The sequence below is a fragment of the Shewanella sp. GJ50-10 genome (assembly GCF_055808815.1).
In genome coordinates this window covers 941166-957837 of the sequence record NZ_JBVVSS010000001.1, presented here as the reverse complement: position 1 = coordinate 957837, position 16672 = coordinate 941166, and the positions used below count along the sequence as shown (strand labels likewise).

The 16672-nt window shown below is 39.5% G+C and carries 17 protein-coding genes; 8 read left to right on the top strand and 9 right to left on the bottom strand.

Annotated elements, in window-relative coordinates:
- Positions 1-19 precede the first annotated feature (19 nt).
- The 6 genes from mltB to lipA all read left to right on the top strand — a co-directional run bounded on the left by mltB (position 20) and on the right by lipA (position 5476).
- Positions 20-1030, top strand: coding sequence for a lytic murein transglycosylase B (mltB, locus tag AC0L4E_RS03900; RefSeq protein WP_473678101.1), 1011 nt, complete (start codon positions 20-22; stop codon positions 1028-1030).
- A 16-nt stretch (positions 1031-1046) separates the two neighbouring features.
- Positions 1047-1871 (top strand): septal ring lytic transglycosylase RlpA family protein, encoded by an 825-nt coding sequence (locus AC0L4E_RS03895; protein ID WP_473678100.1) that lies wholly within the window; start codon positions 1047-1049, stop codon positions 1869-1871.
- Between the two features lie 280 nt (positions 1872-2151).
- Entirely contained in the window at positions 2152-3336 is a 1185-nt protein-coding gene (locus tag AC0L4E_RS03890; protein ID WP_473678099.1) for a serine hydrolase, read from the top strand.
- 162 nt (positions 3337-3498) lie between these two features.
- Positions 3499-3765, top strand: a complete 267-nt coding sequence (gene ybeD / locus AC0L4E_RS03885) for a DUF493 family protein YbeD (RefSeq protein ID WP_220751381.1) — start codon at positions 3499-3501, stop codon at positions 3763-3765.
- Between the two features lie 93 nt (positions 3766-3858).
- Positions 3859-4509 carry a lipoyl(octanoyl) transferase LipB gene (gene lipB / locus AC0L4E_RS03880; RefSeq protein WP_473678098.1) on the top strand — a complete coding sequence of 217 codons (651 nt, stop codon included), beginning with the start codon at positions 3859-3861 and terminating at the stop codon, positions 4507-4509.
- 1 nt (position 4510) lies between these two features.
- Positions 4511-5476, top strand: a complete 966-nt coding sequence (gene lipA, locus AC0L4E_RS03875; RefSeq protein ID WP_220751377.1) for a lipoyl synthase — start codon at positions 4511-4513, stop codon at positions 5474-5476.
- A gap of 199 nt (positions 5477-5675) precedes the next feature.
- Here the strand turns inward: lipA and rimI are convergent, their stop codons facing one another.
- From rimI to AC0L4E_RS03830, 9 genes are all read right to left on the bottom strand, one after another.
- Positions 5676-6095 carry a ribosomal protein S18-alanine N-acetyltransferase gene (rimI, locus tag AC0L4E_RS03870; RefSeq protein ID WP_473681498.1) on the bottom strand — a complete coding sequence of 140 codons (420 nt, stop codon included), beginning with the start codon at positions 6093-6095 and terminating at the stop codon, positions 5676-5678.
- A gap of 59 nt (positions 6096-6154) precedes the next feature.
- Positions 6155-6499 carry a hypothetical protein gene (locus AC0L4E_RS03865; protein WP_473678097.1) on the bottom strand — a complete coding sequence of 115 codons (345 nt, stop codon included), beginning with the start codon at positions 6497-6499 and terminating at the stop codon, positions 6155-6157.
- A 221-nt stretch (positions 6500-6720) separates the two neighbouring features.
- Positions 6721-8409: a tetratricopeptide repeat-containing diguanylate cyclase gene (locus AC0L4E_RS03860; protein WP_473678096.1), complete on the bottom strand. Its 1689-nt coding sequence runs from the start codon at positions 8407-8409 to the stop codon at positions 6721-6723.
- A gap of 90 nt (positions 8410-8499) precedes the next feature.
- Positions 8500-8760 (bottom strand): hypothetical protein, encoded by a 261-nt coding sequence (locus AC0L4E_RS03855; RefSeq protein WP_473678095.1) that lies wholly within the window; start codon positions 8758-8760, stop codon positions 8500-8502.
- A gap of 104 nt (positions 8761-8864) precedes the next feature.
- Entirely contained in the window at positions 8865-9650 is a 786-nt protein-coding gene (locus tag AC0L4E_RS03850) for an SAM-dependent methyltransferase (RefSeq protein WP_473678094.1), read from the bottom strand.
- A 152-nt stretch (positions 9651-9802) separates the two neighbouring features.
- A complete protein-coding gene (locus tag AC0L4E_RS03845) occupies positions 9803-10300 on the bottom strand; it encodes a GNAT family N-acetyltransferase (protein ID WP_248983249.1) in 498 nt (165 codons plus the stop codon).
- A 64-nt stretch (positions 10301-10364) separates the two neighbouring features.
- A complete protein-coding gene (locus AC0L4E_RS03840) occupies positions 10365-12098 on the bottom strand; it encodes a pepsin-like aspartic protease (protein ID WP_473678093.1) in 1734 nt (577 codons plus the stop codon).
- 312 nt (positions 12099-12410) lie between these two features.
- Positions 12411-12821: a TetR/AcrR family transcriptional regulator gene (locus AC0L4E_RS03835; protein ID WP_473678092.1), complete on the bottom strand. Its 411-nt coding sequence runs from the start codon at positions 12819-12821 to the stop codon at positions 12411-12413.
- 143 nt (positions 12822-12964) lie between these two features.
- Complete coding sequence (locus tag AC0L4E_RS03830; protein WP_473678091.1) at positions 12965-13795, bottom strand: diguanylate cyclase domain-containing protein; 831 nt, start codon at positions 13793-13795, stop codon at positions 12965-12967.
- Positions 13796-14076: 281 nt separating this feature from the next.
- Here AC0L4E_RS03830 and AC0L4E_RS03825 point away from each other — a divergent pair, with 281 nt between their 5' ends.
- Entirely contained in the window at positions 14077-15732 is a 1656-nt protein-coding gene (locus AC0L4E_RS03825; RefSeq protein ID WP_473678090.1) for an amidohydrolase, read from the top strand.
- Between the two features lie 190 nt (positions 15733-15922).
- Positions 15923-16654 carry an oxidative stress defense protein gene (locus AC0L4E_RS03820; RefSeq protein WP_473678089.1) on the top strand — a complete coding sequence of 244 codons (732 nt, stop codon included), beginning with the start codon at positions 15923-15925 and terminating at the stop codon, positions 16652-16654.
- Positions 16655-16672 lie beyond the last annotated feature (18 nt).

Below are 16672 nucleotides of genomic sequence, written 5' to 3'. Positions count from 1 at the left end.
GATAACAAAAGGATTGTTAATGCATTTAAAAACGACATTCGCTGCAGGTTTAGCCTTATTATTAAGTTGCTCAAGTATTCAAGCAGCCGAAACAAACTCAGCAGACAGCCCTGAAGTTACCGCGCTTAAACAAGCATTCATTACAGAACAAGTCGGCAAAGGCTTTTCAGAAAAAGAAGTCACAGATTTTCTGCAAACAGCTAACCATAATCAAGCGGTATTAGATGCGATTTCTAAACCATGGGAAGCCAAACCCTGGTACCAATATTACCCAATTTTTCTCACTGACAAACGCTTAGAAAAAGGCTTAGCTTTTTGGCATAAAAATGGGGAAACCATCAAGAAAGCCGCAGATGAATTCCAAGTAGATCCACAAATTATTGTTGCCATTATCGGCATCGAAACCTATTACGGTGGCTATATGGGTAACTACAAAGTTCAAGATGCTTTGTATACACTCGGATTTTATTACCCACCAAGAGCAACATTTTTCCGCAGTGAGTTTGGCAACTTAATGTCATTGGTGAAAGAAGAACAATTAGATAACGACAGCTTAAAAGGCTCATACGCCGGTGCTATGGGCTTTGGCCAATTTATTCCATCAAGTTACCGCCATTACGCTGTTGACTTCAGTGGTGACGGTCGCCGTGACTTACTCAATAACAAAGAAGATGCCATTGGCAGTGTCGCTAACTACTTCCACCAACATGGATGGCAACGCGGCGCACCCGTCACTTTAGAGTTAAATCACACAGTTGAAACAGCACCTAAAGCGAAAGTCTGGGTTAAAGGTAAACCAACTCAAACTGTTGCCGACATATTATCGCCGACATTGAGCTTGGCAAAAGCAAAAGACATTGATGCCTCTCAACGAGCCTTATTAGTTAAACTAGAACAACCAGAAGCCACTGAATACTGGTTAGGGTTAAATAACTTTTATGTCATTACCCGCTACAACCGCAGCCCGTTATATGCGATGGCGGTATATCAATTCAGCCAACAGTTAGAAGCGGCATATCATGCTAAATAATGTGATGAGTTCATCAATGCAACTGAAGCTGAAAAAAGTCACCATGGGTTTAACAGCTGTCAGTGTACTTGGGTTACTAAGTGCCTGTTCAAGTTCACCTTCATCCAGTCAAGATGACCGTTATCAGATGAAGAATGACCGTGCGCCGCAAAGTGCACCTGACGTCAGTAAGGTAGAAGACGCGCACCCTAAGTACGAGCCTTATAGCCGCCAAGGTAATAAGCGCACATACACGGTTCGTGGTAAATCTTATACCGTTATGCCAACGGCGAAAGACTTTAGCCAAAGTGGTTATGCATCATGGTATGGATCTAAGTTCCATGGCCACTTAACCTCAAATGGCGAAACCTACGACATGTACTCAATGTCAGCGGCGCACAAAACCTTGCCTTTGCCTAGTTACGTCAAAGTGACTAATGAAGCAAACAACAAACAAGTAATTGTTCGCGTGAATGACCGCGGCCCGTTTCATGAAGGCCGTATTATCGACTTATCTTATGCGGCAGCATATAAACTAGATATGCTTGGTAGTGGTACAGCAAAGGTGAACATTGAGACTATCCACATTGAATCACCTGAGTCGATGGCATTAGATGAACTCAAAGACGACAGTGTGCATATCATCCAAGTGGTAGCTTCTAAAGATCAAGTTCGGATCAATGTGCTAGCCAAAGAGTTTGAAGCAAAATATAACGTGCCAGCCATTGTAGAATCCGCTAATGGTTTTTATCGCTTGTTACTGGGTCCTATTGGCCAAAGTTACCTTGCTAACAAACTGTTACTGCAAATCAAACAAGATGGCTACCCACAAAGCTACTTAAGGACGCCAACTAAAAAGTAACCGCAAAATGATTACCTATGTTAATTGGGCAAGTTAAACTGACTTAACTTGCCCAATTAAAAGAATGTAAATATCCCTAGTCGACAGCTGTAAATAGCCAGTGTTAAGGAACCTTAATGCCAAATTGAGGTCGACTAATGATATAATCTTTTTAATTGTGTCGTTTAACTATGTAAATCAGCTGAAGTAGCTAGCTACTTTATATTTAACTCGCTGTAATATGATTAAATATTTATAAACGACTTACCTCTTTCATGACTAACCAGAGATGTGCAACTCAATGAAGAATATTGTTAACACTCCGCTTAAATCTTTGCTGCTGCTTTCCGCTGTATCTTTATCTTTTTCTTCTCAAGCAGCCAATGCACCCATGGTTATGCCAAATGCGCCAACAGTGGCTGCTAAAGCTTATGTTTTAATGGATTACAATTCAGGCCGCGTTATAGCTGAAAGCAATGCATACGAGTCTCTAAACCCTGCCAGCTTAACTAAAATGATGACCAGCTACGTGATTGGCCATGAAGTTAAGGTCGGTAACATTTCATTAGAAGATGAAGTGACCATCAGTAAAAAAGCTTGGTCTAAAAACTTCCCAGATTCTTCAAAAATGTTTATTGAAGTGGGTAAACAAGTGACGGTTGAAGATCTTAACCGTGGCATCATCATTCAATCAGGTAACGATGCCTGTGTCGCAATGGCTGAGCATATTGCCGGCACTGAAGACGGTTTCGTTGACTTAATGAACTCATGGTCAAAACAGCTTGGCATGACCCAAAGCTATTTTGAAAACTCACATGGTTTAGATTCAGATAATCACAAAACCACCGCTTACGACATGGCGTTATTAGGCGCTGCGCTGATCCGTGATGTGCCTGATGAATATCGTGTATATGCTGAAAAGTCATTTACCTTTAACGGCATCAAGCAATATAACCGTAACGGTTTATTATGGGATAACAGCCTAAACGTTGACGGTATTAAAACCGGTCATACATCAGGTGCAGGTTATAACCTAGTATCTTCAGCAACCAACGACGGCATGCGTTTAATTACTGTTGTTATGGGCACAAACAGTGAGTCAGCCCGTAAAGCAGAAAGTAAAAAACTCCTTAACTACGGATTCCGATTCTTTGAATCAATTACTCCTTATAAAGCTGGTGATACATTCGTAACCCAAAAAATCTGGTACGGCGATCGTGAAACAGTTGATTTAGGTGTGGTTACTGATACACCGATTACTATCAACCGTGGTCAAGCTAAAAATCTAGAAGCAAACTTTGAGTTAACTAAGCCGTTAACAGCACCTTTAGCAAAAGGCGAAACCGTTGGCCGCATCTTCTTCCAACTTAACGGAAAAGACATTGCTGAGTTCCCACTGGTTACGCTAAACGAAGTTAACGAAGGTAGCTGGTTCAGCAAATTAATGGATTACTTCAAGCAAATGTTTGAAGGCTGGTTTAGTTAAGCTATACCCGCAATTAATCAGATAATTAAAGCTACCTTTGGGTAGCTTTAATTTTTTGCGCTAAGGATAAATACACAGACACTGTGTTATAGGCCTTGTATTACAGTATAATTACCCCATATAGAACAGATAGCACATATTACAACTGCAGAGAGCAAACACATGTTAAATACAAACTTTGGCGAACTTATGGAATTTCCGAATTCTTGCCCATTCAAAGTCATTGGCGCAGCAGATGATACCCTTGCTGATCGCATTGTCGCTGTTGCTCAACAACTTGCTCCAGGTGATTATGCACCGACTGTAAAATCTTCAAGCAAAGGCACTTATTATGCGATTTCAATACGCATCACAGTGACAAGCAAAGAGCATATCGAAAAAGTTTATACCGACCTTGCTGCCATTGAAGGCGTTAATCGCGTACTTTAATCACTAATAAAATGTGATCCACCTAACGCTTTGATGTCATTTTGGTGTTAGGTGCGTATAATAAGCCAACTTTTTTGAGGGGAGAGGTTGCCCTTGCAAACTCAAGCGTTACATATCAGACATCTTGGCCGTCAAGATTACGAATCAGTGTGGCATGCCATGCAGGCTTATACCGATAATCGTGACAGCGACAGCAACGACGAATTATGGATTGTAGAACACTCGCCCGTATTCACCCAAGGCCAAGCAGGCAAAAGCGAGCACATCCTCAATCCTGGTGATATTCCCGTTATTCAAGTCGACCGTGGCGGACAAGTGACCTACCACGGACCAGGCCAGTTAGTTGTCTATCCACTTATCGACATAAAACGCGGTAAACTCGGTGTCAGACAATTAGTGAACAATATTGAACAAAGTATTGTTGATATGCTGGCAATCTATGATGTTAACGCTTACGCCAAAGCAGACGCACCCGGTGTGTATGTTGATGAGCGTAAAGTTGCCTCTCTAGGACTTCGTATTCGTAAAGGCTGCTCATTCCACGGCCTCGCACTCAATGTCGATATGGATTTAGCGCCATTTCAGCGCATTAACCCGTGCGGTTATGCAGGGCTTGAAATGGTGCAGTGCAAAGCACTAGGCGGCCCACAAACCGTTGAAGACGCTGGCGAAAAACTGATTCAAACATTAAGCAAAGTATTGGGCTACCAAGAACTTGTACATCATCAAGGATTAGCAGAATAATATGAATAGGCCTGAAAGATTACAACCTGGCGTAAAACTGCGTGATGCCGAAAAAGTCGCACGTATTCCAGTAAAAGTGGTTCCTTCTGAAAAAGAAACCATGCTGCGCAAACCAAATTGGTTACGCGTTAAGTTACCAGCATCAAACCAGCGTATAACTGAAATTAAGTCTGCTTTACGTAAAAACGGCTTACATTCAGTATGCGAAGAGGCATCTTGCCCTAACCTTGCAGAGTGCTTTAACCACGGTACAGCAACCTTCATGATTTTAGGTGCTATTTGTACTCGTCGTTGTCCTTTCTGTGACGTTGCCCATGGCCGCCCACTTAAGCCAGATGCTGCTGAACCTAAAAAACTCGCCCAAACCATCAAGGATATGAAACTTAAGTATGTGGTTATTACTTCTGTTGACCGTGATGATTTACGTGATGGCGGCGCACAGCATTTTGCTGATTGTATCCGTGAAATCCGTATTTTAAATCCGCATATCAAAATCGAGATTTTAGTGCCTGATTTCCGTGGCCGTATTGATGCAGCTCTAGACATTATTGCTACTGAACCACCTGATGTGTTCAACCATAACCTTGAGACTGCGCCTAAGCATTACCGTAAAGCGCGTCCAGGTGCGAACTATCAGTGGTCGTTAGATTTGTTGAAACGCTTTAAAGAACGTCACCCTGATGTACCAACGAAATCAGGCTTAATGATGGGCTTAGGTGAAACCAACGAAGAGATCGCTCAAGTACTACGTGACTTACGAACTCATGATGTTGAAATGCTGACTTTAGGCCAGTACTTACAACCGTCTAAATTCCATTTACCTGTTGAACGTTATGTACCGCCAGCAGAATTTGACGAATTAAAAGCACTCGCTGATGAACTAGGATTTACTCATGCAGCTTGTGGCCCACTAGTTCGTTCAAGCTACCATGCTGACTTACAAGCTCAGGGTAAGGAAGTTAAATAGGTTTTGATATTTAATGGGCTAAGGCTTTTAAATAAGGCAACCGTTTAGGTAACTTCTTCCAATAAAAAACAGCGCCTAGGCGCTGTTTTTTATTGTCTAAATATTGAAGTAATTAGGCTTATCATCAAGAAAAGAGTCAGCTTCTCTTCATAAAGTTAATCTTGCCAACGGCATTACATTACTCTCTAACAGCACTCCGTTAATCTTGCCAGCAATAGTCCATCAATATTGCATCTTCCTTACCAGCAGCGTTCACGCTCAGCTCACAAGGATAGTAATTTTTACGTCTGCCAGACTCTACAAAACCTAATGTTTCATATAGAGATTTAGCAGCGATATTTGACTCACGCACTTCAAGCATCATCACGACTGCATCACACGCTTTCGCTTCAACAAGCACTTGTAACAGGAGCTTTTTACCCAAGCCTTGCCCTTGTGATGTAGGTGAAACACAGATATCTAATAATGTCGCTTCATCCACTATCTGCTGCACGATTGCAAAACCTAGCAACTTGTTTTGCTGATGAATACCTAATACCCGATACAAGTGACCAAAACACCCTTCTAAGCTCACTAAACTCCATGGGTGAGTATGTGCTTGGTTTTCAACTGTAAACATCTCTTGAACGTTTTCAGGCGTCAGTGGTGAAATAGAAAATAGCGAATCGTTATCTGTCACTATGCCGCTACCTTGTCGTTATGCTGACAAATCTGCAGCCATAGCTCACGCTTAGCTTGATGACCCACTTCTAGCGCAGTTAAAGGCGCTGACACAAGCCAAGCGACACGTGGGCGGACTCGTAACTTACGCATATCCCAAACCACCTGCATACCTTTAACCATTTCAGTATCAAAATCGCAATCAGCGATATCGATATCCAGTAAGCCTAAAACGGCTAACACTAACTGATTCTGGCTAATGTCAGAGTCACTGTCATGAATGATTAAATAGGGTTTACCTTTCGCATCAGCACTACGCCAACGAGTTACACCCATTGCATCTAAATAAGCTGACTTTTCCAAAAGAATACTCCACAACGAAATGTTTGAATGATTGGCATCGAGAATCGAACAAGATATTTGAATGAGTAGAATAGCAGTTCATCAACAAGATTGTTAAGCAAAAATAAAGCGATTGACGCTTTTCAGCGTAATCGCTTTATCTATGAACAGTAGTCTAGGTCAAGGTTGATTTTACATAATCAAACTCTATACATAGTTTAATAGTGACTAAATTTGTATCGTTAAATAATCACTGAATTTGAATCATCAACTGCAACCACATCTCGGTAGTTACACACCTGATTACGCCCCGTATCTTTAGCAAGGTACATGGCATTATCAGCATGCCCTGTTAATGCTTCTAGGCTATAACCTGACTGGCGACTATCTGTCACCCCAAAGCTTGCAGTTATCGGGAATGTATTACCACTTGGCGTACTATCAATCGCTTCAATAGCTTTACGATAATCTTCTGCAATTTTCATCGCTGTATTGGCATCGCAACGTGACAGAATTACACAGAACTCTTCACCACCAAGACGGGCAAAAATGTCATTTTTACGGCCGATATCTTTACAGGTACTGGCCACATGTTTTAGTACCCAATCACCACATGCATGGCCATAGCTATCATTGATGGTTTTAAATTTATCTAAATCAAACAAGATACAACTGATGTCATCCCGATTGGTTTGGCACCCAACCATGGCATCTTGCGCAGCAGAGGTGAAATGACCACGATTATAAATCTGAGTGAGAGAATCATGCTCAGATAAATGTTTTAAGCGCTTCTGATTTCGATTTGAACGAATAGCTGCAATAGTAAGTAAGCTAATCACCATGATTAATAACGCCATAAACAGGCGATTATTCTCAGTTTCACTGTCGGCTAAACGCTGACTCGCCTTTAATAATTTGTTTTGTTTATTCAGCAGTTCAATTTGGACTTTTTGCTCAACCGCTTTGTGCTGCGCAAGTTGGAATGCGAGGTATTTGGTTTTTAAGTCATCAAAGTAAGTTTTATCTGCTTCTGCAAATTTTATATAATATTTTAATGCATCTTCAAAATCATTACTTTCTACTGCAACTTTATAAAGAGCCTCATAGGCAATCATTTCAGGCTCCATATTATTCATTCCAGAGCTCAATGCTATTGTCTTTAGCCCAAAATCTTTTGCTTTTGTATATTCACCCTCTTCAATATAACTACTCGCGAGTAATGAGTAATAATGTGAAAGCGTTGGAACATAGTTAATATCCTCAATTGGTGCTAGGTTATCTTGCAAAAGTTTAATGGCTAGATCACTATCCCCATTATCAAGATGTAAGCGTGCCATAAAAGTATAAATAACACTCAACCAAACTATTTCATTATCTATAGTACAGGCTGAAATAGCAGAATTTATTTCAGGGGAATTTAATTGAAGGGCATTTAAATAAAACTTTGACTCCAAGATTAGTTCTTCCGCAACACAACTTCCTTGTCCTTGAAGGTTAATAGCATTCAACTTCTGAGCGTATTGAAGAGCCAATTCATACTGACCAATTTTATTATAAAAGTATGAAATAACTGAAATTGCCATTTGACTGAGAGCAGGATCTTTAACCAAATGTAAATCAGCCAGTAATTTTTCTATATAAGTTAAACCTTTGCTCCATTGTTTTGATAACGCCATAGTATTTAAAAGTGAAACATTTGCTCTCAGTTTTACTTCTAAAGTAGTGTTCGACTCACTTAGGCTTTGCCAGATTTTTTGAGCCTCAACAAAATTACCTTTAAAAGCAATTTGATATGCTTTTAAATACTGAAAGTAATCACTTTGTTCTGGAGTAAAGCTAGGTTCGAGGTAGTCTAGATCGAGTAAAAGCTTATTAAATTGGATAGCATCTCGACTTCTTACGGAATCAGCTTGTGACAAAGCTTTATCCACATCAACCCTGCCATCAGCCCAACTTGGGGCTATGACAAGGAATAATAATGTAAAAATCAGATAAATAACTAATTTCATTTTTATATAAATTTATAGAGAAATTTCTGACTTATCTTCAGATGGAGTTTCCTCAGGCTCTTCGTTTTCATTTTCATCCGCAGGGAAAAGTAAGCAGTATATATCAGGGCAAACATCCATTTGTTTAATCACAGCATTTGTATCTTTGTTCATTAAAGCTGTTTTTAATTCAGAGCTTAAATTAGTTTCATTAATTGCTGAATGGAACTCTGTTAAGTTAGTTAAAATTGCATCATTTCCCATTCGTTCTAATAATTTAATAATTGTTGACATCTTGTCTCCTTAAGTTTGCTAAAGTGCCGATTTAACGACGTTTTTTTAGTTATAATGCAGCAATTGTCATATGCTAATACACTATTTAACTGCGTGATATCCTACTACGCTAATTCTTGTTCAATTTCAGCCAAACGTGCTACAAGCTTTTCATTTGGCAGCATTTTTTCACTAGGTGGAATAACTAGGGTTGTGTGCATATGAATATCTGCACCCACTAACTCTGAAAGCGAGATTGTTTCAATACGAATATTGTCAATTGGCAATACTGCAGCTTCATATAAAATAACTTGATGATCTAAAGGATATTTTTCAGATAGTAACTCTATCAATACCAGTCTGTAGGCAGCACCTGTAGAAAATTTTGTTAAAGATCTGTCACCCGCCGATCCAATTTGCCACAAAATCAGATAGCTTGAAGGATCATACTGGCGTTTATAAAACATAAACTGGCTTGCTTCGAATTGTTGACATCCAAAACGGCCAGGGTCGATACCTAAGTCAGCTATTAAACAATCTTCAGCGGAAATCCCCGGGATCATTTTTGCTGTAAACCCTTCAGCCTTTGCCATTGCAATTGACTTATGCGGCGCTTGTGCAAACACTCCTGGATGACCGTAAAAAGCACCGACAACTTTTTTGCCTGCCCTGACTTCGGTCATCATCGCAGTAACCATTTCGTTATAGGTTATTTGGCGTGATTTACCTTCTTGATAATACTTTTGTAAACTACGTACATCTGGATGCATTTCTTGCAACCATAACTCAGTAATACCATGAGATACAGCAGAGAAAACAACATCAGCTTGTTCTATATAGCTCTTACTCAGAGGACAAATGTGTGCACCAAGAGTCATACCGATACCTACACAAGCTAAACTTCCAGACATATTGAATCTCTTATTCAAGTAAGTGACATACCCAGCTCAACAAAAAAGACTAACCATTTACCAACAAAGTCACAACAAAAAAACTATCAGATTAAAACATAAATATATGTAAACATAAATGTTTAACTAATTTAAGTTTAAACTTTGAATAGTTATTTTTTCTGAACAGAATAAGTTAGATTATCGTCATCATTAATTACCAATTTCTTAAAACCAGATAGTCGCAATACTCTTTGTGGAGCGTAATTTTTGAGACTACACTTAGCATAGATAGTTTGTATGCTTAAATGGTTAAACCCATATTCGATAAGCCCAACTAATGCTTCAACAGCGTTGCCTTTTCCATGAGAAAGCCTATCTAATATCAAACCAGCTTCCGCTTCGCCCTCTTGATAGTATTGAAAATTCAAACTTTCAATACCTAAAAATTTATGTTCACTTTTTGAATATATTGCCCAAATCATCATTTCAAAATTTTTCTTTGAATACTTGACCAAAGTAGCTTCAAACATTCTATCTGAAAATTCAAATGTTAATGGTTCTGCAATATTTTTCATAATCTTAGGGTCAGTATATAACTTATTAAAACTAGCTCTATCTTTGTTATTTATAAGCCTGATAATCAAGTTTTCAGTTTCAAACTCATGCATAGAGAAATTACCTTCAGAAATTAATTGCTAATATGTTTGCTCTGCAAATCGAATTACGCCAGTTTCATGGGCCGATTCTATCAAAAATCACATAATAGTCATTCAATAATGGCGTCCCCAATAAGCATTGATTTGGCCATCTTGGTAATTGACTTAAAACTTTAAAACACGCCTTACCAGGTTTTGGGGAATTGAGCTGCCAGTAATGCTCTGGTTTGCAACTGATGGTTATCGCTTTATCAATCACTTCATTTTGTTTATCTGGACACTCATTAGTGATTTCACCATCAAAAGTAAAATGCAGTGTCGGCCAGTGGCTTAAATCATCTGGGTGGTGACCTGTCATGTCTCGGCCTTTAAATAGCTCGGCCATATCAATCCCCTCTTCTTGCAAGCGGATATTTTTAAATGGCGTGACTAAATCAACAAACTTATCGGACTCATTGGCAAAGCCTTTCAACATGGCTTCATACAATAAGTTGGTTAGCAAAATGCCTGAGACACCAGTATCAATGATGGCATTACTCTTATGAGAAGGAATGTATTTTTCTTGTAGTGCTGGGGCGGCTACAGGCTCTTGGTCACCAACACTCAAGGAATACAATTTAACGTTGTAATAGCGATTATGAATGACATCAATGGTCTTAAATTTACCTTGGTAAAGTTCTGTGTGCTCTTTACCACCACCCAATATTAACCAGCCTTTGTTAAGTGGGTCTGCTGCTATTTGCGCTTGGGTGTAATCATCTTTAGCAATATGAATACTTGAACGCTTGGAATGAAATGCAAAGCGATTATCCGTTAAGCCATTATTTTTCAAGCGGGTAAAATACGGCACCACTGTCTGTTGCGGCTGTTTTTTTAAAAACTTTCTAAAGCGCTTTAAATCCTCGCCACTAAAATGCTCTGACTTGTCAGTTTCATCACAGCTCTTCGCATCATGCTCACAATGTGCTGGACACACAGAGTTTGGCTCTGAAAAAGGCCATGGAAAGGTCGAGGCGGGTTCAATTTCATGTTCTTCGATGTAGGCTGTTAAGTCGTAGCTTTTGTTTAAACCATAATACGCCAACCCTAAAATACCGTCGGCGTCTGCAAAGGTTTTTTGGTGTTCCAATGATGGCACAATCGCTACAGGGCAGCCTTCTAAATCCAGTGGCTGATGAGCAAGATTCAAATGCGGTACATGGGTAGTCGTGTTTTGATTTAGCGAGTCTTGCGCGAGTAAATCATGTTTAAGTCCATCTTGGCTAACACTGACTTTAGTATGCACTAATGGTCCGTCCCAACCTCCAGCGCCATATATGACTTGCTGAGCAAACTTACTGGATTGTAAATCATCATCTTGATGGGGTTGATATACCTGCTTTTTAACCACTAGGGTGCTACTGCCAGTGTCTACAATTAAGTTCGCAGGACTTCCTTCACTCCCCAAGCGCATTTGTACGCAGTAACCGCCTTTGGCATACACATTTACTAAGGGTAATTTTACTGTGCGGGTTGCAGTTTTAGCGGGTTGAATGTCAGGAACTGTTTCTGGTTCAGCGCTGGTGTTGAGCATTGTGCCTACAGCATCAACAGCGCCTACATCATCAACAGCGCCTACAGCATCTCCAACATCTTGCTTAACATCATCTAGATGTTGTTGCATTTGATTATGGTGATGACAGTGACCTAATAAGTGTTGATGGTGATCGTCTTCAGATGCTTGAATAGCGGCTTGTTGATTTTGTGCTTGTTCTTCTAATATCGCCGTTTCTTCTGCTAAGTATTCACTACTTTTTACTTGGTCACTCATTAGATTTTGCTTCCTTGCTATTGATACACTTAGATTGGTATCGATAGGTGCACGGCCACAAAACAAGATTTACAGCATGCAATTCATTACGTTATGTTTTTTACTTTAAATTAACAACGTAACACTTGTCACGAAATAGATGAGTAAACACAGAATATTCATCATGAAATATTGTTTGAGACTGTAAATCTAATGAGCCATTTAGATTTACAGCAACGCTTCAAAACAAGAAGGCATAAAAAAGCCTTATCCTGATTTCAGGCTAAGGCTTTTCTCTGGCTAAGGCTTCTGATTTAGATACTTGAACAAAAGTTAACTAGGGTTCAACTTTCTTTCCATATCGATATATTCAATACCTCGTTTTAAAAATTTAAACTCTTCTGTTTCAGGTAATTGATTTACCAAAAGTAATAGTTCTGCAAAAATATGATCAAGTGCTAATTGGTCTTTTACTTTTAAATGATTAAAAACCAATGGCCTTAAAACCACACTAAAAGTGCCGGCTAAGTCTCGGTAACGCTGCTCTTTAATCGATTGAATATTCAATTGAATCTCTTCAATACATAACGCTGCCAGAATTTCATTTTTATCTCTGAAGTTTTGATAACAACAAGCCCGAGATAATCCGCAGGCCCTTGGCACGTCCGACATAGAAAAGTTGATTAAACCATGCTCTTTGATTAACTCTTTTGCTGCATTCAGTAGGCGCTGTTCTGTTGTCATAATTATCTCTGAATAGACTTGAGAACCGCATTGTATAACAACTGAATTAACGCTTGTATAGTTTCTTGTTAACCTCTATCTATTAACAGTCAATTTCATCTAATCAACTCATTCGCAAGCTGAATATTTTCTGCTGCAGCAAACTATAAGTGAGGTATTTGTAATGACGGTAAATTTACTTGGTAATATTGGTGGGCAATTTCACTTCGCTTAGCGTGATACATCGCAATATCAGCATTTTTCATTAATGACTTTCTGTCTTGGCCATCTTTCGGGTATTGTGCAATACCAATACTGGCACCAATAACAATCATATGTCCTGAACAAGGAATATCGATTAACAAAGATTGCTCTATGTCTTTAGCAATAAGGGAAATATTTTTATCTTTAAGATCAGGAATAATGATCGCAATTTCATCTCCGCCAATACGAGCCGCAAGCGCATCTTCCGGCAATACACTATCTATTCGTTCGGCGACTACCTGTAAAATTCTGTCACCTTCAGAATGACCAAAGGTGTCATTAATCATTTTAAAGTTATTAATATCGAGCATCAGACAGTAAAAACAATCCGGCTTTTGGGCAATAACTTTATCCATGTGGCGATAATATTGCTGCCTATTAGGAAGGCCTGTGAGTGAATCATGATTAGCTTGATGATTTTTCTCTTTCAGTAAAGAGTCCATATTTGAAATGGTTTGCTTACTCAAATGAGTGACCAAATACACAAACCAACCTCCAGCAAAAAATATCCCAGCAACCACCATTTGTATAAAGTTTATTGTTTCCTGACTTTTTAGTAGCAATGACAAGTAACTTAAATAACTCACAATAAACAGCACTATCAATAACAGTAAGGTTAGCCAGCCTTTGCTACTAAATTGAGAGTAAGCACAAATCAAGTAAGCAGGCTTTAAAGAAAGGCAGAGCCCAAGTAAGCCCAAGAGCACTAATATTGATGCCAGTATATCCATAGCCTCTCCAATTCAATTTTTTATAACAAAAGCATTTCTATTTTAAATAAGTATATGTTTACTTGAATAACAGCTTAATCTCACAAGTATTTAATGAATTTTAGTGTAGCAGTTATAAAGCTATTTGCTTTCGCTCTACTTGCTCGTAAGTTGTTCAACTCACGATTAATTAGCCTCTCGTTTTTATCAGCAAAACCAGTTAACATAAAATCAACAACAAAAATTAAATATTGTTCAACACAAGAAAGACAAAACAATAAGAACATGGATCGATTAAAAACATGATAAATACCTACAAAAAGCTGCTTATCACTTGTTTCTGTTTAGCTAGTTTCCCTGCATTTAGCCAAAGCCAATTAATCAGTAACATTCACGGCTATACCCTGCAGGATGGCAACTTAGTTCAATTCAGAGCGCTGCAGTTTAATGACGATACCATCGAAAAAATTTATACCGAGCAAGATAACCTCCCTTATAAAACCGAAGCCAACATTCAACATATTGATGGTCAAGGGCGCACTTTGTTACCTGGTTTAATTGATGCTCATGGACATGTATTAAGTTATGGCTTGAGCTTAATGCGAGCTCAACTTCGAGATAGTGAATCAGAGCAAGATGCTGTGCGAATCGTAGACGAATTTAGACAACAACAGTCGTCGCTTAATTGGGTACAAGGTCGAGGCTGGAACCAAGTGTTATGGCCAAGTAAGCAATTTCCAACAGCTGCAGCCTTAGACAAAGCTTTTCCGAATACCCCAGTTTGGTTGGTGCGAATAGATGGGCATGCAGGTTGGGCGAATACAGCCGCAATGGAAATAGCAGGCATTGATAGCAATTCAGTAAGCCCTGCAGGTGGCGAAATCCTACGTCATGCTGACGGTAAGCCTACGGGGGTATTCATCGATAATGCGATGAGTTTAATTACAAATAAAATCCCAAAGCTTTCAATTGAAGAGCAACAAACCGTATTAGAAACAGCATTAACTTCATTAGCCAAACTCGGCTTAACCAGCGTACATGATGCTGGGATCCAATCTGACACGATAGCCGCGTATCAAGCGTTGGATTTGCGCAGTAAATTACCAATCCGTGTTTATGCCATGATAGACGCCGAAGATGCAAAGTTTGATGAATTAATGGCTGCTGGGCCTTACCGCAATAATACCGACAAACTGCGTATTAGCAGTGTAAAAATATCTGCCGATGGAGCACTTGGTAGCCGAGGGGCTGCATTAATTGAGGATTATAGCGACTTAAAAGGCCATAAAGGGTTGCTGTTATATTCTAAAAAATCCTTAGGCGATACCATTGAAAAAGCCATGAAATCGGGATTTCAAGTCAATACTCACGCCATTGGCGATCATGCTAATCAAATTGTGCTCGACCATTATCAAACCTTAATAGCCAGCAGCAAAAGTCGTCATTTACGCCACCGTATTGAACATGCACAGGTACTGCAATTAAGCGATATTTCAAGATTTGCAGAGCTAAATATCATCGCATCAATGCAGGCGACACATGCCACCAGTGATAAAAATATGGCCGTTGACCGAATTGGTCATTCGCGTATCGAAGGAGCTTATGCTTGGCGAAAGCTTATCAATGCTGGCGCTGTAATCGCTGCTGGATCTGATTTTCCAATCGAGTCACCGAACCCTTTTTATGGATTGCATGCCTCGGTGACTAGGCAAGATCATGATAACCAACCTCTTAATGGCTGGTATCGCAAAGAAAGAATGACCCTAACCGAAGCTTTAGCCAGCTTTACTAGCAACGCAGCATTTGCAGCCCATCAAGAAAAAGATATTGGTCAGCTTACCCCTGGAATGAAAGCGGATTTTATCTTAGTCGAAACCGATATTTTTTCCGCGCCTGCTGAAGATATTTGGAAAACCCAAGTTAGCCAAACTTGGGTTAATGGCAAACGAGTTAATTAAGAGCTAATACTGTTACTTATCAATACTGTTACCTATATGAGCCGACAAGTTAAGTATGATGTCGGCTCATCCCTCTTTTATCTTCCATATAAAAAAGTTAAATAAAAATTCAATTTAAATAACCCTTTTTATATTTGCTCCCGTTTATAGCAATAACACCGAATCATTTTCAATTATTGCTGGAGCATTTATGACTCATTCATTTAAAGCCAACTCTTTTAAAAAAACTGTCTTAACCACCTTGCTGGCATCAGGGCTTCTTTTTGGCTTAACGACCCACTCTGCCGTTGCAGCTAACTATGATTTCCCACACTTAGAAACCGTTGGCACTAGCCAAGTCAATATCGCACCCGATATGGCAGAAATTTCGGTACAAGTGAGCTTAAGTAAAGATAATGCCAAAGAAGCTAAAACCGCAGTTGATCAAGCTGTGGTTAAATTTATTAAGCGCTTAGAACAAGCTGGGGTAAATAAGAAAGATATTCAAAGTGCTAACCTAAATATTCAGCCGCAATATCATTACCCGTCGAACCAACCTAAACAGTTAACAGGCTATAACGCGAGTAGGCAGATCACCGTCAACGTTAAAGACTTAGCCAAGTTAAACGACATTCTTGATTCCGCCTTGGAAGAAGGGATTAATCGAGTGCAAAATATTGCCTTGAAGTCATCGGATGAAACCCAAGCTATTAAACAAGCAAGGCAAGCTGCAATTAAGGATGCTAAACAAAAAGCGCAATCTTTAGCCCAAGGCTTTGAACGTGAACTTGATGGCGTATGGGAAATCCGCTACCTAACCCAACAACCTGTACAACCTGTGATGATGCGAATGAGTGCCATGAAAAGCGATATGGCTGAAAGTTATCAATACGGAGAGGTCAGCGTACAAGAGCGTGTTGAGGTTATTTATCGTTTAAAGTAAGTAGCGCTAAATGAGTGG